The sequence below is a fragment of the Bizionia sediminis genome, from assembly GCF_042684585.1.
Lineage (GTDB): Bacteria > Bacteroidota > Bacteroidia > Flavobacteriales > Flavobacteriaceae > Algorimicrobium > Algorimicrobium sediminis.
In genome coordinates this window covers 108,623-129,986 of record NZ_JBHULS010000001.1, presented here as the reverse complement: position 1 = coordinate 129,986, position 21,364 = coordinate 108,623, and the positions used below count along the sequence as shown (strand labels likewise).

The following is a 21,364-nucleotide window of genomic DNA, read 5'->3' as shown; positions in this document are numbered from 1 at the left end:
TTTAGTATTTTATCCATTTTAAAATATCCTTGTAGCTGGCTTTTTTCCCATACATTAAAATACCAACCCGATAAATTTTGGCTGCAAACCAGACCGTAAACATAAAAGTACTGATTAAAATTAAAACCGAAACTATTTGCTGCCAAACAGGCACACCAAATGGAATACGCATAAGCATAACCACGGGCGAGGTTAATGGTATAAACGAAAATACAGTAGATACGGTGCCATGGGGATCTTCAATAACGGTAAAAAATCCGATATACACTGCCAAGATGAGCGGCATTAAAACTGGAAACAAAAATTGTTGCGTATCGGTTTCATTATCTACAGCAGCCCCAATGGCAGCGTAAAATGAACTGTACAACAAATAACCGCCAATAAAAAATACCAAAAACGCTGCTATTAAATTACCTAAAGGTAAATTAACAAAAGCCTGTAAAATAGCTGCTACCATATCTGCAGAAGCTTCTTGATTTGCCGACTGACTCATAATCTGCCCAGATGGAGTAGCTTGAACCAAATCGAGCCCCAATAAAGCGGATACACCCGATATTAAAATAGCGCCTAACAAAATCCATATAACAAATTGGGTTACACCAGCAAGCGAGGTACCAATTATTTTGCCTAACATTAATTGAATTGGCTTTACCGAAGAAATAATAATTTCGATAATACGACTTGTTTTTTCTTCTATTACCGAGCGCATAATCATATTCCCATAAATAATGATAAACATAAAAAGTAAATAACCAGCGGCTCCACCAAAAATAAGCTTTACCAAACTATCGGCTTTAGATGTTTTTTGACCAAGAAAACTCTCCTGACTTATAGTTACATTGGTTTTAGCCAATTCTATTTTAGCCACATCTACACCTTGGCTTTTAAGCTTTAAGTTGGTAAAATATGTTTCCAGCTGTTGCTCCAAATTACTAATTATGGATAAGGACGGTGTCTCTTCTGAATAGAATTTTATTTCAGGAATGCCAGCTTGAGAGCTTGTACTATTAGCCACATGCAACAAGCCATAGTAACTTTGTGTACTGGTAAGGGTTTTGGCTGTTTCCAGGCTTATATCTTCAAGCACAACAAACGCTACATTGGGGGTGTTTTGGATGGCTGGAGCCACTAACCCAGACGCATCTAAAACAGCTATATTACGCACCGCATTATTATTTAACTGCGATAAATAGGCCACAAGTGCAATAAGTCCAATCATAATAATGGGACTTAAAAATGTCATGATAACAAAGGATTTGTTGCGCACCTTGGTAAGGTATTCACGTTTTATAATAAGTGGTAAATGATTCATGATCTAGTTATTCTTAATAGCTTGGATGAAAATATCGTTTACGCTAGGTATGTGTTCCACAAAATGGGTTACCTGCCCTTTGGTAGTTAAAAAGTTTAATAAACTATTTGGTGTTTGGTGACTTTGCAGTTTAACAATGCGCTTAAAAGGACTGTCTAGCGTTACAAAATTACCAGGCGTTACGTCAAAGTTTGCTTCCAAAGCCCTGTCCACTTCCGTGTTATTGGTACCCCGCATGCCAATTTGAAACGTATTGGTTTTAAATTGGTTTTTTATATCGATTAATTTTCCGTCTAAAATTTTGTTAGATTTATGAATGAGTGCAATATAATCGCACATCTCTTCAACAGATTCCATACGGTGCGTTGAAAATATAACCGTAGCACCTGCATTGCGCAGACGCAGTATTTCATCTTTAATCACATTAGCATTAATAGGGTCGAAACCAGAAAAAGGCTCATCAAAAATAAGCAGTTTAGGCTCGTGTAATACGGTAACAATAAACTGTACTTTTTGTGCCATGCCTTTGGAAAGCTCTTGAATTTTTTTATGCCACCAATTACCAATATCAAACCTATCGAACCAATATAACAAGCGTTTTTTAGCCTCTGCTTTGCTCAAACCTTTTAATTGGGCCAAATAAAGCGCCTGTTCGCCAACTTTCATGGATTTATACAAACCACGTTCCTCTGGCAAATAGCCAATATCTTTAATATGATGTGTTTGTAGCGGCTCGTTATCTAGAATTACCTGTCCGGAATCGGGCATTGTAATTTGATTTATAATGCGAATAAGTGTTGTTTTTCCGGCGCCATTAGGCCCTAATAGTCCAAAAATACTCCCTTTAGGAACGGCAATAGACACGTTATTTAAAGCTTTATACTGCCCGTATTGTTTAGAAACCTGATGTGTTTCTAATAAGTTGTTCATACCTGATTATTACGTAAGTGAAATAGCTGTAAAGATATTAAATGCCTTAGGCTAACACTATAAAATAGATTTAAATTTTTTTTAAAATTGTTATAAAAACAAAACCCATCCTAAAACTTGCGCTAAAGGATGGGAAAAAATTGCTATGAAAAAGAAAAATTATTACTATTCTGCATAGTAATAAATCAAATATAGTAATTTTTCTGTAACTACGCTAAAAAGAAACGAATAACCTATTTCAAAAACAGAAAACAGGTATGTTTCTGATGGGATTACAGAATTTAGTCGTTAAGAAAACATGTCTTTTACTTTTTCAAAAAACGATTTATCGCCAACTTCTGGCTTTGGTTCAAAATGACTATCATCGCGCATGGATTCGAAAAACGCTCTTTGGTTTTTATCCAATGTTTTTGGTGTCCAAACATTTACATGCACCAATAAATCGCCTTTGCCGTAACCGTTTATAGACGGGATACCTTTGCCGCGTAGCCTTAAAATTTTACCAGATTGAACACCGGCCTCTATTTTAATGCGCACTTTTCCGGTTACGGTATCTATTTCTTTAGAAGTTCCTAAAACTGCATCTGGTAGGCTAATATACAAATCGTAGTGCAGGTTATCACCCTCGCGCTGCAAACTAGGATGATTTTCTTCTTCAATAGCCACTAGCAAGTCGCCAGAAATACCATTGCCTGGTGCCTCGTTGCCTTTTCCAGTAACCTTTAGCTGCATACCGTCTACCACGCCCGCAGGAATTTTAATAGATACGGTTTCCTCTTTAACCAGCATGCCTTGGGCATCGGCATCGTTAGGTTTTTTATCAATTGTTTGGCCAGCACCACCGCAGGTTGTACAAGTTGTAGCGGTTTGCATTCTTCCTAAAATGGTGTTGGTAACGCGCATTACCTGCCCTGCTCCGTTGCAGGTTTCGCAGGTTTTGTAGGTAGTACCTGGCGCTTGTACCTTACGCCTTACTTTAACTTTTTTCTCGACACCATTAGCTATTTCTTCCAATGTTAGTTTTACCCGAATACGCATATTGGTGCCCTTAACACGGCGTTGTCCGCCACCGCCAAAACCACCACTAAATCCGGAAAAACCGCCGCCGCCAAAAGCACCGCCAAAAATATCGCCAAACTGGCTAAATATGTCGTCCATATTCATGCCGCCACCGCCAAAACCGCCGTTACCATCAAAAGCTTGATGGCCATACTGGTCGTAGCGTGCCTTTTTGTCTGGATTACTTAAAACCTCGTACGCTTCGGCTGCTTCTTTAAATTTTGTTTCTGCTTCGGTATCATCTGGGTTTTTGTCTGGATGATATTTAATAGCCATTTTCCGGTATGCCTTTTTAATTTCGGCAGCCGTTGCATTTTTATCTATCCCTAAAACCTCGTAATAATCTCTTTTTGCCATATTTTATTGTCCTATAACTACTTTTGGAAATCTAATAATTTTGTCGCCCAGCTTGTATCCATTTTCTACCACATCCACAATTTTTCCTTTTAACGAGTCGTTAGGCGCTGGTATTTGCGTTACCGCTTCGTGTACATCTGGATTAAAGTCGTCGCCGGCTTTTAATTCTATTTGCTCCAAACCTTTATTATTAAGGGTGTTTCTTAATTTATTTTTAATAAGTTCCACACCTTTAAGTAAGTCTTTTTCTTGGGTTTTTGATATTTCGTTATAAGCCCTATCAAAATCATCCAAAATAGGAAGCAACGCAATCATTACGTCCTGATTAGCTGTTTTAAACAAGTCTATACGCTCTTTAGCGGTGCGCCTTTTGTAATTTTCAAACTCTGCAAACAAACGCATAAATTTATCTTTCTCTTGCGCAAGTGCTTCTGTAAGCTTTTCCTCCGGTGTTTGGTCGGTATTGGCATCAGAGGTTTCTTCTGTTGCTTCGGTTGTATCGGTTGTTTGATTTTCTAATAAATCATCTGTAGCCGTTTCGTTTTTATCTTTCTTACTCATTGGGATGCATATTTTAAATACAGTTTTTGAACGGCAAAAGTACTGCCATAATTGGAAAAATGACAGAATGTCATAAAATATTTTAATATTTTTTTAAAGCTTTTGTAATTCAAAAATACTACTTTTGACCTAAACACTAATTTAAATAAACTATTATGAAAACACGCTATGTATCAATACTTGCAATAGCATTTGCCCTAACTTTTTCAAGCTGTGGAGACAAGGCTAAAGAAGCCGAAACAACTGCTGCAGAAGCACCAGCAGCAGAAGAAACTGAAAATGCTGTTAATTATGCCGTAGACACTGAAGCATCTACCATTATGTGGAAAGGCTTTAAACCAACTGGCTCCCACACTGGAACCATTAAAATAGAAAACGGCGAATTTGCTATGGCAAACAATGCTATTGAAAGTGGTAAATTTACCATTGATATGGCTTCATTGTATGTTACCGATCTTCCGGAAGACTCTGAAGGTCATGGTAAACTATCTGGCCATTTAAAAAGTGCCGATTTCTTTGATGTTGAAATGTACCCAACTTCTACGTTTGAAGTAACTGAATTTAAAACTGAAAATGGCGCTACGCTTCTTTCTGGTAATTTAAAAATGAAAGATACTGAAAACAACGTAACTATACCAGTAATGGTAACTGAAACGGACAACATGGTAACTATTAAAAGTGAAGCGTTTACTATAGATCGTTCTAAATGGAATGTAAAATATGGTTCTAAATCATTTTTTGACGATTTAGGCGACAAGTTTATTAACGACGATATAGAATTACAACTGTCTATTACAGCGAACAAGCAATAAGCCTCGGCCCAAACACATTTAAAAAATCCGCTACATATGATTTATGTAGCGGATTTTTTGTTTTTAGACAAGAGCCCAATTAATAAGTTTGTATGTTTATTAAAGTAAATTCTGTAAAGCCGGCTTAATACAAACAAATTGAAACTGAAAACCAGCCTCTTCAATTTTTTTACTACTTACTCGTTGACTTTCAAATAACAGAATATGCATCTCTCCTAAAACCAATTTCATTGCCGATTTTGGAATATTTGGCAGAAATAGCGGTTTTTTTAACACGCTGGCAACTGCTTTGGTTAATTCGGTATTGGTGACTGGATTTGGTGCCACCGCATTGAACACGCCAGGCATTTTTTGTTCCATTACAAACATAAAAACTCGTGCTAAATCGGTTATATGGATCCAAGATTGCCATTGATTGCCACTACCAAAAGCGGCGCCTGCTCCAAATTTTACAGGTTTTACTATTTGTGGTAAAGCACCTTCTTTAGCATCTAATACCAAACCTATTCTAACTTTAGACACCAATACATTTAAGGATTTAAACTGATCTGTCATGGCCTCCCATTGTTCAACCACCTGCCCCAAAAAACTGGCAGACACACCAGGTGTATCCTCGTCGTAATAATTGGTTAAAGAGTCCGGATATATCCCAATGGCGCTAGCCGATATAACATGACTTACGGTGTGCGGATTGTTCTCCAAGGTTTGCTTCATTAAACGCAACGTGTTTAAGCGGCTATTTAAAATCGTATTTTTATAAGCGGCCGTCCACCTATTGGCAATTGTTGCACCAGCTAAATTAATAACCACCTCAACACCCTCCAAACAAGCCGTATCTATTTCATGATTGCTTGGATTCCAATAAAATCCTTTATAATTTTCTTTATTTTCAAGTTTATCTTTAGAGGTTGTTAAATAGTGAACCACTATATTTTGCTGATGACATTGCGCCACTATTGCCTTTCCAACTAAACCTGTTGCACCTGTAATTAATACCTTCATTTACAAATTTTTTATAAAGATAGGCATTGCAAAAGGAGTGATAATTCTTTTTAGAGAAGGTTTAACAGAATTAACGAAAGCTTAAGTTTTTAGTATCTTCACCGCCGTTAAATAGGTAAAGATGTTTTTAAAGATACCCGCGTAACCAGCTAAATTGAAGTGCAGAGTAAAAGTAATTATGAAAGCAACATAAATCTAGCTACTAGTTTTTCTGGCACGTAACATTTCTCGTTTTCCTGGCGGACCAGGTAAGCGCTCCACCGTAAAACCAACAGCCTGCATGGCACGCCTAACACTACCTTTGGCCGAATAGGTAACTAAAATACCATCTGGTTTTAAAGCCTGAAACATTTTTAAAAATATAGTCTCTGTCCATAATTCTGGTTGAACGCGTGGCCCAAAAGCATCGAAATAAATAAGATTAAACTGATTGATAACCGTAATATCCTGAAATTTTTTTTGCTGCTTCCGTAACTGAAAATTAGGACAAATAACTACCTCTTGCTCCCAAGGCGTATTGTGCATAGCATAATAAGGTGCTTGGGCCAGTTTGGGTGTGAGTAGGGCTGTGTAATTTAGTTGCTCTATTTCGTCCTTGGAAACTGGAAATGCTTCCACGGCAGTGTAACGCACATTGCTTTGATACTTTTTAGCTGCTAACAGCGTTAAAATGGCGTTTAAACCTGTACCAAAACCAATTTCAAGAATGGCTATTGGGTTAATTTTGGTATCGGCTTCAAGAATAGCTTGTAGGCCCTGTGTTATATAAACATGTTCCGCTTCTTGAATGGCACCATGAACCGAGTGGTATTGCTCCGCCCAGTCGGTTATTTGAATGGTTCGAGAGCCGTCGGCGGTTGTAATGATTTCCCGTTTCAAAAAACCTTATTTAATGTGTAGTTTTTTTATTCTGGAAATAGGTCCTGTGCATTCTGTTTGGTGGCATGCAATGCACAAATTTACAACATTGTTAAACCTACTAACTTGGGAGGTTTCTGCATCCGGATTGTAGAGCTCTTTTTGGGCTAGAATAAATAATTGGGAAAAACTTTGAAATGTTTCATTTCTGTATTTAAATTCCGATAATTCTGCTGTATGAATTTCTAAAAAATCCATCGGGAATTGACCAATATCCTCACCCGCTAATATCGCCTCTTTTACCGTTTCGTTGTGTGCATACATAGCATTCATAAGGTTTGCCATTTCAGAAGGTTGGTACATGTCGTAAACTATTTTTTCTGAATTTTCTATGGCAGCAGGTTGCTCCTGTTCGGCGTTCTGACAACTCATTACCAATAATAACAAGCCGAAACAGCTAGACATTATTTTCATTACTCTTCTATTAATAACACGCCATCTGCTTCAAATGAAAGTGTTCGTTTTGGTTCGGTAATGGCTGCTATTTCGTCGGTAGATTTTCCGGCATCTTCGGCGTAATGACGCAGTTCATCTACAGATACTTCCGTGATATACGCCTTACCGTTTATAATAACTTCTTTGTCTGCTATATTTTTTGGCATAAAAAAACCATAGTCTTTAAACTTCACCATCACTTCCTCATCATTCTCTAAATCCAATCGCATCCAACAGCCTTTGGCTTGACACACGCTATTTACTTTAGCCATAACCTTTGTTTTAAGCGTATCGCCAGGTTTCATATTCTGGTACTGCAAACTTATTTCTGCAGCGCTCAAAGCACTATCGGCTTTAATTTCTTCACCAAAAGGCACATAAACAATATTGCTTGCATCAGATACTTCTACCGCTTGCGATTTTTCGCTGTTGTTGCAGGATACCATAAAAAGTAAAATTGATGCCGCAAAGAGTATATTTTTCATTTTCTTGGGTTTATAAATTACTGTCAAAAGTACAATTTTTTTTAAGACAAGTTTAATTTTTTATCAGCGTAAAAATGAGTATTTTCGCAAAACATTAAAATGAATACACATGACGGATCAAAAGTACTCGGAACTAGCCATAGAAAAAATAGCAAAAACAAAAATTAACGACGTTGATTTTGATAATATTAACTTTGGCCGCAAGTTTACCGATCATATGTTTTACTGCGATTTTATTGACGGTGCTTGGCAGCAGCCAAAAATAGTACCTTACCAGCCAATGACTTTGGAGCCTTCTGCCCGTGCCTTACATTATGGTCAGGCTGTATTTGAAGGTATGAAGGCGTATAAGGACGACAATGGAAACGCTTTTTTATTTAGACCAGAGGACAACCACAGACGCATAAATATTTCGGCTGCCCGTTTGGCTATGCCAGAATTCCCGAAAGAATATTTTATGGAAGGCCTAACTACCCTAATGAAAATGGATAAGGATTGGATTAAACCTGGTGTTGGGAATTCACTTTACGTAAGACCATTTATGTTTGCTATAGACCCAGCTATTGCGGCAGCTCCATCGGAAGCTTATAGGTTTATGATTATCTGTTCGCCAGCTAAAGCGTACTACACCAGCAAAATTAGAGTTCTTTTTTCCGAAAAATATAGCCGATCTGCTGATGGCGGCGTAGGGTATGCCAAAGCGGCTGGTAACTATGCAGCGCAATTTTACCCTACAGGCTTGGCACAAAAACGCGGTTACCAACAAATAATTTGGACCGATGCCAAAACACATGAGTTTTTGGAAGAAGCCGGCACCATGAATATTTTCTTTAGAGTTAACGATACCTTGTTAACAGCGCCTATTAGCGACAGAATATTAGATGGTATAACTAGAAAGAGTGTTATCCAATTGGCAGAAGATAGTAACATACCTGTAGAAGTGCGTCGCGTTACCGTAAGTGAAATTAAAGAAGCGGCTACAAACGGTAGTTTAAAAGAAATATTTGGCGCAGGAACAGCAGCTGTTATTAGTCCGATTTCGGCTTTTGAACACGGCGGCGAAGTATTTGAAATTCCAGATACCGAGAATTCATATGCTTTAAGACTTAAAAAACAATTATTAGATATCCAACATAACCTATCTGAAGATAAACACGGATGGCGTTATGAAGTAAAATAATTTTAAAGCAAAGCAGTCTTTTAAGGCTGCTTTTTTATTTCAAGTACCGCTTTAACATTGGGCTTGCAGTAATTAGGACCTTTTAACACTTTGCCATCTGCCCTGTAAATTGGTTGGCCATTAGCACCCAGCTTACTCATATTACTTTGTTGTATTTCATTAAATACCGCATCTATTTTATCCTGTAATCCGTGCGCAATTATGGTGCCGCATAACACATAAAGCATATCGCCCAAGGCATCGGCTACTGCCACTAAATCGTTATCAGAGGCAGCTTGAAAATACTCCTCATTTTCTTCGCGCATTAATTTGTAGCGCAACATGTTTTTATCGGCACCCAAACTTGCTGTTGGCTGCGTATTGTATCCTAATTTAAAGGCCTCATGAAAAGCTTTTACTGCGTTAATTTTATGTTTCATAGGTATGTTGTTTATTGTTTTATATTGCTATTGCAACTCCTGCATAACATGGTAGCTTCTAGTTAGCGCACACATCGTGTTTTCGCTAAAATGTATAAAAATACAAATTTCAAGAAGAACAAAAATTGTGCTTATGCCGGTTCCAGACCAGCAATTTTACCCATTAGCAGGATTATATGATTAAAAGAATAATTAAAATGGGTTTGTTTTCGTAAATTCGCAAAAAATATGCGTTATGTTTAGTAGAGGTCAATTAATTTTTACCGGGTTATTTACAATAGCTTTTATTTTTGTTTTAATTTACGCCTATCGTAAAGATATCGTACTTCACAGAAAGCACTACAAAGGTACCTTATGGGTGTTGTTAGCATTTATAGGTTTCATTCTGTTTATTGCCTCTATAAAATGGTTGTTTCAATAACCAATTTACAGAACCAACATTAAATGTATTCGTTTTTTAACTAATAAAGCCCCAACTATTTGTTGAGGCTTTACATTACTAACTTTTAGTTGTTTTAATTTACTTCTGGCAGAAAATTATACGTTTTACTGTACATAAGCATTTGTTCGGCAAAGGTTTCTGGTTGCTTAATAGTAATTTTTGTAATAACGCCATTAGCGTCCATTTCTGGCACTAAAACCGGATTTACAAAACCACTGTATGGCGCCGCATTAAATTGTGCGTTGCGCTCCAATACTTCTGCGTGAATCTCCTGATCTACTTTTACACCATAGCCTTCTACTAACGCTTGCGCCGCTTCAAAATCGCCTTCAGATTTAATACGCTGTGTTTCGCGCAGTAATTCGCCAAACAAAGCGTGTAATTTATCGTAGTCGGTTATGTTAAAATAAGTTTTTCCATCGCGTTTTACCTTTTCTATAACCTGATTTTCTTGTCCTTTTTCAAAAACCCAGGCGCTAACCCATTGTCTGTTTCGCATGTGGGCCTCTTCTACATCGTCCCCTAATTGTAAGCGTATTAATTGCGTCATTAAACCATTTCTGATGTAACCGTCGTAGGCCGCTTTTCCTAAAGATTTCCAATCGTCTATTAAACCCAATTCTTGTAATTTAGGATTGTAAAGAAAGTACAATCCTACTAAATCGGCACGACCTTCCTCCAATGTAGAGGCATAATTTTTTAGCGTTTCTTTCGTTTCGCCCACACCAGGGTTTAGTTGTCCAGAAGCATGCCCAATAACCTCATGCAAGGCGGTGTGTAATTTATCTGCAACTTGTCCGTACTGTTCTTCCAAAGCCACTTCCTCTGCATCATGAGCAAATTCTTTTAAACGGCCGGTGCTACCTGCATTATTGTAGGCATGAATAATGTTTCCGAGCGATACAGATTTAGAACCTACTGCCGCACGAATCCAGTTGGCATTTGGTAAGTTTACACCTATAGGCGTACTTGGAGAGGCGTCGCCAGCCTCGGATGCCACATTAACAACCTTATACGAAACACCCACAACATTTTTCTTTTTGTGCGCTTCTATTAAAGGCGAATTATCTTCAAACCACTGGGCATTTTCGGCTAAAACGGCCATTTTTTCAGACATGTCGAAATCTTTAATTTGAACAATAGATTCAAAACTACCTGTATAGCCAAGTGGATCGTTATAGACTTCAATAAAGCTATTTATGTAATCTATATTGCCTTCTGTGGCAGCCGTCCAAGCAACATTATAGTCATCCCATGTTTGTAAATCGCCTGTTTTGTAATACGAAATTAACAAGCCAATGGCATCTGCTTGTGCTTTGTTTTCTGCCACACCCTGTGCTTTTTCTAACCATTTTACAACCTCATCGATTGCAGAACCGTATAAGCCACCCGACTTATATACTTGTTCTATTATCTGGCCATTTTCTTTTATTAATTTCGAATTAATACCAAATGACAGCGGTTTTTCTGGATTTGGTGACTTTTTAGTTTTATAAAAAGCTTCTACATCGGCATTAGTAACATTGGGGCCATAAAAATTAACCGCCGAAAGCAACACATTGTCCACATCTTTAGCTTGATTTACCTTTTTGGTATCTTGATCATTAAATAACACATCTAAAATCTGCTCATCTAAATCCGTTTTAGTTTCTGACAACAATTGTTGTAAATATGCTTTTGAAAATTCAGGTTTTAATTTATCGTTGGAATAATGGTGATGAATACCATTGCTAAACCACACGCGTTTTAAATAGGTTTCAAAAGCTTGCCAATCTGCTGAAGTTTTATCGCCATTGTAATTTGTATACACCGCCTCTAAAGCTTTTCGGATACTTAAATTGTGGCGGTAATTCTGATCCCAAATTATATCGCGACCAGCTAAACCAGCCTGACCTAGGTAATACACCAAGGTTTGTTCCTTTAAGCTTAATTGGTCCCAGCCAGGAATTTGATAGCGTAAAATTTTAATGTCCGCAAATTGTTCCACATTAAAATCGAATGGTTGCGTAGCTACTTCGGCAATCTCGGTATTGTTTGTTTCTTCAGCTTCTTTTTTTGTGTTATTACAAGCGTAAAAAATAGGCACTATTAGCGCCATGGTGATTAATTTTTTAAATTTCATGGATATGCATTTTTATAAGTAACACAAATGTAACATTTATTATGAACGACTAAAATTGTTTATCTTTGATTATTAACTAAATTTACAATGAAAGCTTTACAATATCTGTTATTCTTAATTCTTATTTTATGTATAGGTGGATCCATCTATATTGCTGTGCAACCAAATGATTACGACATAAGAAGAACTCAAACTATTTTGGCACCTTCCGAAGTTATTTACACCCATATTTCAGACCTGTCTACATATTCTAATTGGCTCCCTTGGCTAAACCCTGAAAGTAACGCGCAGTTTTCTAAAATAGACTCTATAAGTGCACAGCCTGTAGCCATTTATTGGAGTGATAAGCAAGAAACAGGTTTTTTAGAAATGGAACAAACCACACCTCATAAAAATCTGAAACAAATACTAAAACTTCCTACTAAAAGGGCCCAAACTGTTACTTGGAATATTAGTGAAACCAACAGAATGGAAAGCACCGTATCTATAAGTCTTGCGGATTCTAGCTTAAGCTTTTTTGAAAAAGCAAAAGCCCTTGTAAATGGTGGTTTCGAAAAAATTTACGGACAGCAGTTAGAAACCACTTTAGAAAACTTAAACACTAGTGTTATAAGCGCCATGGCTGTATACAATATAGAAGTAAACGGCATTACCACCTATGGCGGTGGCTTTTACCTGTACAGTACTACAGCCAGTAAAATAACCGATCTTCAAACAACTATACATAAAGTAATGCCACGCTTAAAAGCCTATGTACAAAATAACAACATAACTACGGCTGGGGCGCCTTTTGTAATATACCATAATTGGGATACGCTTAATAATGCCGTAACCTTTTCCTGCGCTATACCTACCACCAACCCTATAAATACTACAGAAAGCGACATTTTAACCGGACAATTAATTCCGTTTCGTGCAGTAAAAACGACACTTTACGGCCACACCAATAATTTAGCAGAAGCCCGTAACGCTAACGATGATTATATAAACCAATACAACTTACAGGCGACTCCCGAAGGCCCCATGTTAGAAGTATACCTAACAGACCCTAATAAGGTAGCAAACCCTGCAAACTGGAAAACAGAACTCTATACAGCCATTAATTAAGCCTTTATGAAACAGGTGTTTTTAGTTTTTATTGGAGGTGGTTCAGGCAGCGTGCTTCGTTTTTTAATAAGTAAGCACTTAAACGGATTAGAACACAGCTTGCCCTATGGCACATTTTTAGTAAACATACTTGGTAGTTTACTCATTGGATTCATATTAGGCTTTGCAGCAAAAAACCCGGAATTTAGTAACCAGTACGTTATTTTATTGGCCACCGGATTTTGTGGAGGGTTTACAACCTTCTCGGCATTTGCCTATGAAAACCATTTATTTTTAAAATCTGGCGACCTTATAAGCCTAGCCATTTATACTTTGGGCACGTTTATAGTGGGCTTTTTAGCTGTTCTGCTGGGTGTTTATATTGCCAAATAAGTGCTACTCTGCAGGGATAAAGTTTTTTTCACCAGCAGTAACAGCAACATTTAGGGTGTTTTGCTGTGGTACGAGAGGACAGGAATACGTTTCGTTATATACACAATAAGGATTATAAGCTTCGTTAAAATTGATAAGCATGGTATTGCCTTCCGGAATGCGTAAATCCAAATATCTACCACCGCCATAAGTTGTTTCGCCATTTGTATCGTCAATAAAAGGTAAAAATAGATAGTCTTCCATACCTTCTTGTGCCATGGTTTCTTCGCCTTGGTAAACTGCTAATTCAAAATTTTGTTCCTGCAAAGAAAAAGATAGCATACCATACACGCGTTCTTTACTAACACGATCGGTAGTAGTAGGCATTGAAAACCAGGTAGAATCTGGTGTTCTGGTCAAAACGGCCTGAACAATGAAAGAAGAATCCACTGGAAAAAAATCTAGGGTTTTAAAATTTTTAAGATCTTTCTTTTTTAACGGTGATTTACTAGCATCCTTAAAATCGGCATTTTTTTGTCGCTGCCAATCTGTATCGCCCAAAAGCGGTTCCTTTTTTTGGCAACTCACAATACTAACTAGTAAGCATAAAGCAATTACTATTTTCATGACTCCTTTTTTTATTGAAATTCAAAAATACAATTTATTCATATTTTGCAGGTATGTGAACGCTAACTATTGCATAAAAATAATCCTACCTACAAGAATTGCTGCGCTAATAAAAAAGTAAACCATTAACCAAGGTAACCTTTAATACACTACTTTGGCAACTGCCAAAACAAAACCAAAAGATACCCCTTACTAAGAAGACGTTTTTAACGGTTTTACCGCATTGTGCTTTACCACGTGCGAAAGTATAATTTGAGTTTTGGTTTCGCCATAAACTATTAATTGGTCTATAAAAGCCTCTAGGTGTTTCTGATTTTTTAAAACAACCTCCATAACAATATTCTCATTACCTGTAATGCGGTAGCAGTTTAGCACCTCATCGTAGGTTTTCACCTTTTCTAAAAAAGGTTTTAACATGCCCATAAAAGCACGAATGGTAATGAGTGCTTTTAATTGGTAACCAGCCTCCAAAGGCGAAACTGTGGTATGATAATTTTGAATAACACCAGCATCTTCCATTTTTTTAATGCGTTCGGAAACGGCAGGCGAACTGATACCTACTTGCCTACCAATTTCGGCATTGGACATCTGGGCATTTTGTTGCAAACAGGTTAGTATTTTCCAGTTTAAAGCATCTATACTCATTTTAAAGAAAAATAATAAATATTACTTAAATTTTAAAGTAAATATACGCTTTTACTTTAATAAACAAGTTAATAAATCCAAACTTGTAGCTATTTTTGATAAAATTGCAATGGATATATGAAAACCCCAATCGCTTCCAGTTTATTTCAGTCGCCTATTTATCAAAAGGCTATTGATATTATGTCGCTTTCGCATAGTATTTCAAACTACTTACATCAGGATTTAGCGCATTTACAAGCGGATGGTTCGGAAAATGCGTACATTTATTTTTCAGGCGATATTATACAACAGTCGGTTTCGTTAGCTCCCGAAATAGCTAAAGCAGAAGAGGCGCGCTTTTCCGATAAAAAGTACAAACATATTGCTACGGTAAAACGATTAACACGCTTATTAAACAAAACGATTAAACGTTTGGAGCAGTGCAATAGTAATGGTAAAGATTATTTACCGCTGTTACGCAGCGAACTTAAAAAGTTTAAGCAGTTGCAACACACGTGGACTCTAACTTTATAAACTAGTTTACCCAACAACCAATTCGGCATGATGCATCATGCTATGTTCCAAACTTTTTAATTTAGCTGAAAGCACTTCCGTAAAAATAAGGTACTGGCACTTTTTTAAGCTATCGGAAACACGTAGCACATCGTTTTGAAAATTAGCTTGCAAAATAAGATGCGCATCGTCCAGTGCCAATATTTGTAGTTCTCCCAAATGAATTCCGTTTATAAAATACAATTTGTTCAATCGTTTTGGGGTGGCAATAATTATATCAGTTCCCACATAAATGTCGTCTTTTTGTTTTTCGATGGAGCTAGTATCATGTACACAATAAATACGTAAATCTGTGTTAGCGGTAAACCGTTCAAAAGTCTGTTTCAATGCCAATCCGCTTTCCTTATCCTTTACCATAATTAACGCCCTTGGCGAATCGCCTTTGGCTTGTGCCTGTAATTTATGTACTGTTGCCAATACTAAAGCAGTAGTTTTGCCCGTTCCGGATTTAGCCACAACATACATATTTATGCCCGATTTTAATTTAGGCAGTAAGGTTTTTTGCAATGGCATTGCCGCGTGCATATCCTGTGCAACAAGGGCCTCTTTAAGTAAGGGGTGTAGTTTTTTAAAAGACATTTTTAATTGGTTTAGTTTATTATTCTGAAACAAACAGATTACGTTGTTCCTACAATAGCTGGAGGGCACAAAAACAAAAGAGCCCCGAATACAGGACTCTTTTATCGTTTTTTTTAAGCGTTTAGTGCCGCTAAAATGGCTACATATTTCGCCTATATTGGCCACCCACTTCAAATAAAGCATTGGTAATTTCACCTAAACTACACACCTTACAAACATCCATGAGGGCTTCAAAGATATTTTCATTTTGAACAGCCTTTGTTTGAAGGTTTTTCAACAGATTACTTGTATCTGTGGCTTCATGCAGATTTTTCAAGGTTTTTATTTGATTTTGTTTTTCGGTTTCGGTAGCCCGTATTACTTCAGCTGGTTGCACGGTAGGCGACCCTTTAGAACTTAAAAACGTGTTTACGCCTATTATTGGGAATTCGCCATTGTGTTTTAACGTTTCGTAGTACAAACTCTCTTCTTGAATTTTGCTTCGTTGGTACATGGTTTCCATAGCACCTAACACACCACCACGCTCGGTAATTCTTTCAAACTCCAATAGCACTGCCTCTTCAACTAAATCTGTTAATTCTTCTATAATGAAAGAACCTTGTAATGGATTTTCATTTTTAGCTAAACCTAATTCCTTATTAATTATTAATTGGATAGCCATGGCGCGGCGTACAGACTCCTCGGTTGGTGTTGTAATGGCCTCGTCGTAGGCATTGGTATGCAACGAGTTGCAATTGTCGTAAATGGCGTAAAGTGCTTGAAGCGTGGTTCTAATATCGTTAAAATCTATTTCTTGAGCATGCAAACTACGTCCAGACGTTTGGATGTGGTACTTAAGCATTTGCGCGCGTGGGTTGGCACCATATTTATGTTTCATGGCTTTTGCCCAAATTTTTCTAGCCACACGACCTATTACAGCATACTCTGGATCGATACCATTGGAGAAGAAAAAGGATAAATTAGGACCGAATTTATTGATATCCATTCCGCGGCTTAAATAATACTCCACATAAGTAAAGCCGTTGGATAATGTTAAAGCTAACTGTGTAATAGGATTGGCTCCTGCTTCGGCAATATGATAACCCGAAATGGAAACCGAGTAAAAGTTACGCACGTTATTTTCAATAAAATACTCTTGTACATCGCCCATTAAGCGCAGTGCAAATTCCGTTGAAAAAATACAGGTATTTTGTGCTTGGTCTTCTTTTAAAATATCGGCTTGAACGGTTCCTCTTACTTGTGCAATGGTATTTTTCTTAATTTCTGCATACACATCTGCAGGCAACACCAAATCGCCAGTCACGCCCAAAAGCATCAGACCTAAACCATTATTGCCCTCTGGCAGTTCGCCGTGGTATTTAGGTCGTTCTTTGTTTTTGTATAGTTTGGCAATTTTAGCTTCCACCTCTGCCTCTAAACCGTGCTCTTTAATGTAAATTTCACATTGTTGGTCAATGGCCGCATTCATGAAAAAAGCTAGCAGCATAGGTGCTGGCCCATTAATTGTCATACTCACGGAGGTCATGACATCAGCCAAATTAAAGCCTGAATACAGTTTTTTGGCATCGTCCAAACAGCAGATAGACACCCCTGCATTTCCAATTTTACCATAAATATCTGGACGTAGGTCTGGATCATTTCCATAAAGCGTAACACTATCGAAGGCCGTAGACAAACGTTTGGCAGGTAACCCGGCACTTACGTAATGAAAACGTCTATTGGTGCGTTCTGGCCCACCTTCGCCTGCAAACATTCTGGCGGGATCTTCGCCTGTTCGCTTAAACGGATACAAACCAGATGTGTATGGAAACTCGCCCGGCACATTTTCTTGTAAGGTCCACCTCAAAATATCGCCCCAAGCCTGATATTTAGGCAGCGCTACCTTTGGAATTTGCGTATGTGATAATGATTCCGTGTGGGTTTCAATTTTAATTTCTTTATCGCGTACTTTAAAGGCATATACCGGATTTTTGTACTTGTTTACTTTCGCATCCCAGCCTACAATAATTTCCCAGTTATATGGATTTAAATCTAGTTTAACTCTGTCGAATTCTTTTATAAGCAATCCTAAAAACATGCGGTCTTGCTCATTTTTCGCGTAGGACATTATAGCATCCACATCCAACTGCAATTTTCCTATAAACGATTTTTCATCAGCATCGGTTTTAACATCTGTAACCGAGCAGATTGTTTTGTAAATACCATACAGTTTTTGCGCTACGGCTACTTGTTGTGTTACGGTTTTATCGTAAGCTCTGTTGGTTTCGGCAATTTCCGATAAGTACCTAGTTCGGGATGGTGGAATAACAAAAATCTTTTCGCTCATTTCATTAGAAATATGGAATGTAGATTTTAGAACTGCTTGAGCTTTTTCCACCAATGTATCCATAATAGCCTTGTACAAGGTATTCATACCAGGATCGTTAAACTGCGATGCTATGGTACCGTACACAGGCAATTGGTCCTGGGGTGTATCCCATAAATTATTGTTACGCATGTACTGTTTTTTCACATCGCGAAGCGCATCTAAAGCGCCTCGTTTATCAAATTTATTGATGGCTACTAAATCGGCAAAATCCAGCATATCAATTTTTTCTAATTGCGTTGCGGCACCAAACTCTGGCGTCATTACATACAAAGAAACATCGGAATGTTCTATAATTTCGGTATCCGACTGACCAATACCGGAGGTTTCTAAAATAATTAAATCGTAACCAGATGCTTGCAAAACTTGTACCGCCTCATGCACATATTTTGAAAGTGCTAAATTAGATTGGCGCGTGGCCAAACTACGCATGTAAACACGCGAATTATTAATGGCATTCATGCGAATCCTATCGCCCAGCAAAGCTCCGCCAGTTTTGCGCTTAGACGGATCGACCGACACCAAGGCTACTTTTTTGTCTGGAAAATCTGCTAAAAAGCGACGTACTAACTCATCTACTAATGACGATTTACCTGATCCTCCGGTACCGGTAATACCTAAAACAGGACAGGCATTTTTATTATTGGCAGCAATAGAAGCAAAATGCGTTTCAAAAGCATCGTGATCATTTTCGGCAAACGAAATTAAACGGGCAATGGTATTTACATCCTGTTCCTGTAATAATTCTGCTACATTTTTATTTTCTGGTAAGATTAATTTTGGACTAGGAAAATCGGATTTTTCTACCAAGTCGTTAATCATTCCTTGTAAACCCATTTCACGACCATCGTCTGGCGAATAAATGCGCGTAATGCCATAGTCCATTAGCTCTTTAATTTCCGATGGCAAAATAACACCGCCACCGCCGCCAAAAATTTTAATATGTCCCGCTCCTTTTTCGGCTAATAAATCGAACATGTATTTAAAATACTCGTTATGACCGCCTTGATAGGAGGTTAAACAAATAGCGTTAGCGTCTTCTTGAATAGCTGTGTTTACCACTTCTTCTACGCTTCGGTCATGGCCCAAATGGATAACTTCCACGCCGGTGGCTTGAATAATACGCCGCATAATGTTTATAGAGGCGTCATGGCCGTCAAATAAGGAGGCCGCGGTTACAATTCTTACTTTGTGTTTTGGAGTGTATGGCGTTGTAGCTTGCATGCTTATTTTATTTTTTTTGAAGCACAAATTTACACATTATTAGGTAAAATACAGCCCTATTAGTATAATATCTAAAAGACCTATAAGCTACTTAAAACAGAGCATTAAAATGGTATTATTTTATTTTTAACAACCTGTTTAGTCCGCCTAATTTTCATTTAAATGTGGTAAAAGGTCTTTTTTTAGCAACGAATATTAATTTTGCACGCGTTGCACATGACCTTATTAAAAAATAAATACTAACTTTAACAAGCTAGTTATTAACCAAACCTTCCCAATGCATTATCCCTATTAAGCACACATGGCAAATTCTTTATTTAATTTTAAGGCTGTAAACAGACTGTTGTTTTCGTTTAAACTAACAGCTGTAGTTATTTTAGTAGCCTCATTAGCCAATGTTTATGCATGGTTGGCAGGTAACACAAATTCTATATTTACAGGGTATAGCGTAAACCCATTGGCAACCATGAAAATAATAACAAGTATTAGTTTTATTGTTTTGGGAGCGCTTTACTTTTTGAAGAATAAAAAAATTATTCACTATGTACTTGCTTTAGGGCTTTTTATCCAGGGCTTGGAACTGGTTTTTTCCGTATTTAATTTGGAAACGTCCTATTATTGGGCATTAAGTTCTCCTGCTACAATAATAATGTTTGTTTTCAGTTTTTTGGGTTTTTATTTTTTAAGTGTTAAACCAAAAAGACAACTATTTTTACTTTTTAACGGAAGTCTCTATATTCTAGCCTCATTTTCTGTATTCTCATATCTATTAGAAGTTGGCCAACTAAACACCTACAAAGGCTTTGAAACCTTGAGCTGGAATACCTCTATTTTGTTTTTTATTCACGCCATATCTATGTTCGAGTTTAAACTGGTTAAAATTGTAGACAAACTCCAATTACAGAACGTAACCCCTCAAGAAACACACCCGTATTTGTATTATCCGCTATTTTTTTTAACCCCCATTGTACTTATAACATTCACTTCAATTCTGACACATTTTAACTATTTAAGCGTATTGGATAGCGCCTTAATTATTATTTTATTTTTAAGCGTTTCCTCCTTAATTAATATGTTTTTATATTTCTCTAATTTTATAAAGTACTCCATAGAAAGAAATGAAAGAGCGGAGCTATTAATTTTAAAAAATAGCGAATTAACCAACTTAAATAAAAAACTTCGTAAATTAAATGGGGTTCTAAATAAGAAAAAAAGCTATTTAGAAGATTTTGCCTCCATTACATCGCACAGTCTTCGCGAGCCTATAGTAGCATTAGGTGAATTACAAAAAGTAACCGATTACCAATCAAAAGAAAAAGCTATTGCACACAATCAGCTATTTGGCATGTACGACTCTGCCATTCAGCGGTTAAATCACGGTATAAATTCGCTTATTAATTACCATAAATTCATAAATACGGAGTACACACAAAAAAAGCCAGAAATGACGCTTTCAGAAAGTATTCAGTATACGCTTAACAAACTAGCCGCGTTAAAACCAACGGACATGGCATTGGAACTAGACATAGCATCTGATCCTGTTTTACCCAAAGTACATATTAATAATATTTTAGAAAATCTTTTTACCAACGCGTTTAAATTTAGAAAAAACACGGAACCTTTGGTGGTTAAAATTTCTGCCTATCGCGTTAATGGATGTTATAAAATTATTTTCCAAGATAATGGTATCGGCATTAGCAACAAGGTAAACAGAGCGGATATTTTTAAAAAAGGCAAACGGTTTCATCATAATAGTCGGAGCCATAACGGATATGGTTTGTTTTTTGTTAAATTGTATGTATCCAGATTAAACGGTAAAATTAAGGTGTACAGCACAGCCCAAAAAGGAACCGCTTTTGTAATAGAAATTAAGTCCTGAT

General features: G+C 37.2%; 20 protein-coding genes. 6 read left to right on the top strand and 14 right to left on the bottom strand.

All coding sequences use genetic code 11. From position 1 onward, the window contains the following. Position 1: 1 nt before the first annotated feature. The 4 genes from ACFSQP_RS00535 to ACFSQP_RS00520 form a co-directional block, all read right to left on the bottom strand. Positions 2-1,312, bottom strand: a complete 1,311-nt coding sequence (locus tag ACFSQP_RS00535; RefSeq protein WP_376891007.1) for an ABC transporter permease — start codon at positions 1,310-1,312, stop codon at positions 2-4. 3 nt (positions 1,313-1,315) lie between these two features. Further along, positions 1,316-2,242, bottom strand: coding sequence for an ABC transporter ATP-binding protein (locus ACFSQP_RS00530; RefSeq protein ID WP_376891006.1), 927 nt, complete (start codon positions 2,240-2,242; stop codon positions 1,316-1,318). Between the two features lie 288 nt (positions 2,243-2,530). After that, positions 2,531-3,658, bottom strand: a complete 1,128-nt coding sequence (gene dnaJ / locus ACFSQP_RS00525; protein WP_376891005.1) for a molecular chaperone DnaJ — start codon at positions 3,656-3,658, stop codon at positions 2,531-2,533. A gap of 3 nt (positions 3,659-3,661) precedes the next feature. Beyond that, positions 3,662-4,219 carry a nucleotide exchange factor GrpE gene (locus ACFSQP_RS00520; RefSeq protein ID WP_376891004.1) on the bottom strand — a complete coding sequence of 186 codons (558 nt, stop codon included), beginning with the start codon at positions 4,217-4,219 and terminating at the stop codon, positions 3,662-3,664. Positions 4,220-4,374: 155 nt separating this feature from the next. Between ACFSQP_RS00520 and ACFSQP_RS00515 the strand changes: the two genes are divergently transcribed. After that, complete coding sequence (locus ACFSQP_RS00515; RefSeq protein ID WP_376891002.1) at positions 4,375-5,031, top strand: YceI family protein; 657 nt, start codon at positions 4,375-4,377, stop codon at positions 5,029-5,031. Between the two features lie 99 nt (positions 5,032-5,130). Here ACFSQP_RS00515 and ACFSQP_RS00510 read toward each other — a convergent pair whose 3' ends face one another. The 4 genes from ACFSQP_RS00510 to ACFSQP_RS00495 form a co-directional block, all read right to left on the bottom strand. Next, positions 5,131-6,033 (bottom strand): TIGR01777 family oxidoreductase, encoded by a 903-nt coding sequence (locus tag ACFSQP_RS00510; RefSeq protein ID WP_376891000.1) that lies wholly within the window; start codon positions 6,031-6,033, stop codon positions 5,131-5,133. A gap of 195 nt (positions 6,034-6,228) precedes the next feature. Beyond that, entirely contained in the window at positions 6,229-6,912 is a 684-nt protein-coding gene (gene mnmD / locus ACFSQP_RS00505) for a tRNA (5-methylaminomethyl-2-thiouridine)(34)-methyltransferase MnmD (protein WP_376890999.1), read from the bottom strand. Between the two features lie 6 nt (positions 6,913-6,918). Further along, positions 6,919-7,365 carry a hypothetical protein gene (locus tag ACFSQP_RS00500; RefSeq protein WP_376890998.1) on the bottom strand — a complete coding sequence of 149 codons (447 nt, stop codon included), beginning with the start codon at positions 7,363-7,365 and terminating at the stop codon, positions 6,919-6,921. Then, positions 7,365-7,871 carry a DUF4920 domain-containing protein gene (locus tag ACFSQP_RS00495; RefSeq protein WP_376890996.1) on the bottom strand — a complete coding sequence of 169 codons (507 nt, stop codon included), beginning with the start codon at positions 7,869-7,871 and terminating at the stop codon, positions 7,365-7,367. The genes ACFSQP_RS00500 and ACFSQP_RS00495 overlap by 1 nt, the downstream gene beginning before the upstream one ends. 109 nt (positions 7,872-7,980) lie before the next feature. Between ACFSQP_RS00495 and ACFSQP_RS00490 the strand changes: the two genes are divergently transcribed. Further along, the gene (locus ACFSQP_RS00490) at positions 7,981-9,051 is read left to right on the top strand and encodes a branched-chain amino acid aminotransferase (protein WP_376890994.1); all 1,071 of its coding nucleotides are present in this window, start codon (positions 7,981-7,983) and stop codon (positions 9,049-9,051) included. A 20-nt stretch (positions 9,052-9,071) separates the two neighbouring features. Here the strand turns inward: ACFSQP_RS00490 and ACFSQP_RS00485 are convergent, their stop codons facing one another. Both ACFSQP_RS00485 and ACFSQP_RS00480 read right to left on the bottom strand, forming a co-directional pair. Next, the gene (locus ACFSQP_RS00485; protein WP_376890992.1) at positions 9,072-9,470 is read right to left on the bottom strand and encodes a pyrophosphohydrolase domain-containing protein; all 399 of its coding nucleotides are present in this window, start codon (positions 9,468-9,470) and stop codon (positions 9,072-9,074) included. A gap of 515 nt (positions 9,471-9,985) precedes the next feature. Continuing rightward, positions 9,986-12,034: a dipeptidyl-peptidase 3 family protein gene (locus tag ACFSQP_RS00480; protein WP_376890990.1), complete on the bottom strand. Its 2,049-nt coding sequence runs from the start codon at positions 12,032-12,034 to the stop codon at positions 9,986-9,988. An 87-nt stretch (positions 12,035-12,121) separates the two neighbouring features. On the opposite strand from ACFSQP_RS00480, the gene ACFSQP_RS00475 reads away from it, so the two are divergent. Next, positions 12,122-13,141 carry a transcription activator effector-binding protein gene (locus ACFSQP_RS00475; protein ID WP_376890989.1) on the top strand — a complete coding sequence of 340 codons (1,020 nt, stop codon included), beginning with the start codon at positions 12,122-12,124 and terminating at the stop codon, positions 13,139-13,141. Positions 13,142-13,147: 6 nt separating this feature from the next. Next, positions 13,148-13,513 carry a fluoride efflux transporter CrcB gene (gene crcB, locus ACFSQP_RS00470; protein ID WP_376890986.1) on the top strand — a complete coding sequence of 122 codons (366 nt, stop codon included), beginning with the start codon at positions 13,148-13,150 and terminating at the stop codon, positions 13,511-13,513. A gap of 3 nt (positions 13,514-13,516) precedes the next feature. On the opposite strand, the gene ACFSQP_RS00465 is transcribed toward crcB, so the two are convergent. Both ACFSQP_RS00465 and ACFSQP_RS00460 read right to left on the bottom strand, forming a co-directional pair. Beyond that, positions 13,517-14,119 carry a DUF1684 domain-containing protein gene (locus tag ACFSQP_RS00465; protein ID WP_376890984.1) on the bottom strand — a complete coding sequence of 201 codons (603 nt, stop codon included), beginning with the start codon at positions 14,117-14,119 and terminating at the stop codon, positions 13,517-13,519. 192 nt (positions 14,120-14,311) lie between these two features. Then, positions 14,312-14,764 carry an Lrp/AsnC family transcriptional regulator gene (locus tag ACFSQP_RS00460; RefSeq protein ID WP_376890983.1) on the bottom strand — a complete coding sequence of 151 codons (453 nt, stop codon included), beginning with the start codon at positions 14,762-14,764 and terminating at the stop codon, positions 14,312-14,314. Between the two features lie 117 nt (positions 14,765-14,881). Between ACFSQP_RS00460 and ACFSQP_RS00455 the strand changes: the two genes are divergently transcribed. Then, positions 14,882-15,277 carry a hypothetical protein gene (locus ACFSQP_RS00455; protein WP_376890981.1) on the top strand — a complete coding sequence of 132 codons (396 nt, stop codon included), beginning with the start codon at positions 14,882-14,884 and terminating at the stop codon, positions 15,275-15,277. Positions 15,278-15,283: 6 nt separating this feature from the next. Here the strand turns inward: ACFSQP_RS00455 and ACFSQP_RS00450 are convergent, their stop codons facing one another. Both ACFSQP_RS00450 and ACFSQP_RS00445 read right to left on the bottom strand, forming a co-directional pair. Further along, positions 15,284-15,895: a DEAD/DEAH box helicase gene (locus ACFSQP_RS00450; protein ID WP_376890980.1), complete on the bottom strand. Its 612-nt coding sequence runs from the start codon at positions 15,893-15,895 to the stop codon at positions 15,284-15,286. A gap of 139 nt (positions 15,896-16,034) precedes the next feature. Then, positions 16,035-19,484: a methylmalonyl-CoA mutase family protein gene (locus tag ACFSQP_RS00445; protein ID WP_376890979.1), complete on the bottom strand. Its 3,450-nt coding sequence runs from the start codon at positions 19,482-19,484 to the stop codon at positions 16,035-16,037. 301 nt (positions 19,485-19,785) lie between these two features. Here ACFSQP_RS00445 and ACFSQP_RS00440 point away from each other — a divergent pair, with 301 nt between their 5' ends. Next, on the top strand, positions 19,786-21,363 hold the full coding sequence (locus ACFSQP_RS00440) for a sensor histidine kinase (protein ID WP_376890977.1): 1,578 nt from the start codon (positions 19,786-19,788) through the stop codon (positions 21,361-21,363). Position 21,364: the final 1 nt, after the last annotated feature.

What these genes read in the sequence shown, in the direction of transcription:
- ACFSQP_RS00535 (WP_376891007.1), bottom strand. Translation starts at nt 1,312, where the DNA reads ATGAATCATTTACCACTTATTATAAAACGTGAATACCTTACCAAGGTG.
- ACFSQP_RS00530 (WP_376891006.1), bottom strand. Translation starts at nt 2,242, where the DNA reads ATGAACAACTTATTAGAAACACATCAGGTTTCTAAACAATACGGGCAG.
- dnaJ (WP_376891005.1), bottom strand. Translation starts at nt 3,658, where the DNA reads ATGGCAAAAAGAGATTATTACGAGGTTTTAGGGATAGATAAAAATGCA.
- ACFSQP_RS00520 (WP_376891004.1), bottom strand. Translation starts at nt 4,219, where the DNA reads ATGAGTAAGAAAGATAAAAACGAAACGGCTACAGATGATTTATTAGAA.
- ACFSQP_RS00515 (WP_376891002.1), top strand. Translation starts at nt 4,375, where the DNA reads ATGAAAACACGCTATGTATCAATACTTGCAATAGCATTTGCCCTAACT.
- ACFSQP_RS00510 (WP_376891000.1), bottom strand. Translation starts at nt 6,033, where the DNA reads ATGAAGGTATTAATTACAGGTGCAACAGGTTTAGTTGGAAAGGCAATA.
- ACFSQP_RS00500 (WP_376890998.1), bottom strand. Translation starts at nt 7,365, where the DNA reads ATGAAAATAATGTCTAGCTGTTTCGGCTTGTTATTATTGGTAATGAGT.
- ACFSQP_RS00495 (WP_376890996.1), bottom strand. Translation starts at nt 7,871, where the DNA reads ATGAAAAATATACTCTTTGCGGCATCAATTTTACTTTTTATGGTATCC.
- ACFSQP_RS00490 (WP_376890994.1), top strand. Translation starts at nt 7,981, where the DNA reads ATGACGGATCAAAAGTACTCGGAACTAGCCATAGAAAAAATAGCAAAA.
- ACFSQP_RS00485 (WP_376890992.1), bottom strand. Translation starts at nt 9,470, where the DNA reads ATGAAACATAAAATTAACGCAGTAAAAGCTTTTCATGAGGCCTTTAAA.
- ACFSQP_RS00480 (WP_376890990.1), bottom strand. Translation starts at nt 12,034, where the DNA reads ATGAAATTTAAAAAATTAATCACCATGGCGCTAATAGTGCCTATTTTT.
- ACFSQP_RS00475 (WP_376890989.1), top strand. Translation starts at nt 12,122, where the DNA reads ATGAAAGCTTTACAATATCTGTTATTCTTAATTCTTATTTTATGTATA.
- crcB (WP_376890986.1), top strand. Translation starts at nt 13,148, where the DNA reads ATGAAACAGGTGTTTTTAGTTTTTATTGGAGGTGGTTCAGGCAGCGTG.
- ACFSQP_RS00465 (WP_376890984.1), bottom strand. Translation starts at nt 14,119, where the DNA reads ATGAAAATAGTAATTGCTTTATGCTTACTAGTTAGTATTGTGAGTTGC.
- ACFSQP_RS00460 (WP_376890983.1), bottom strand. Translation starts at nt 14,764, where the DNA reads ATGAGTATAGATGCTTTAAACTGGAAAATACTAACCTGTTTGCAACAA.
- ACFSQP_RS00455 (WP_376890981.1), top strand. Translation starts at nt 14,882, where the DNA reads ATGAAAACCCCAATCGCTTCCAGTTTATTTCAGTCGCCTATTTATCAA.
- ACFSQP_RS00450 (WP_376890980.1), bottom strand. Translation starts at nt 15,895, where the DNA reads ATGTCTTTTAAAAAACTACACCCCTTACTTAAAGAGGCCCTTGTTGCA.
- ACFSQP_RS00445 (WP_376890979.1), bottom strand. Translation starts at nt 19,484, where the DNA reads ATGCAAGCTACAACGCCATACACTCCAAAACACAAAGTAAGAATTGTA.
- ACFSQP_RS00440 (WP_376890977.1), top strand. Translation starts at nt 19,786, where the DNA reads ATGGCAAATTCTTTATTTAATTTTAAGGCTGTAAACAGACTGTTGTTT.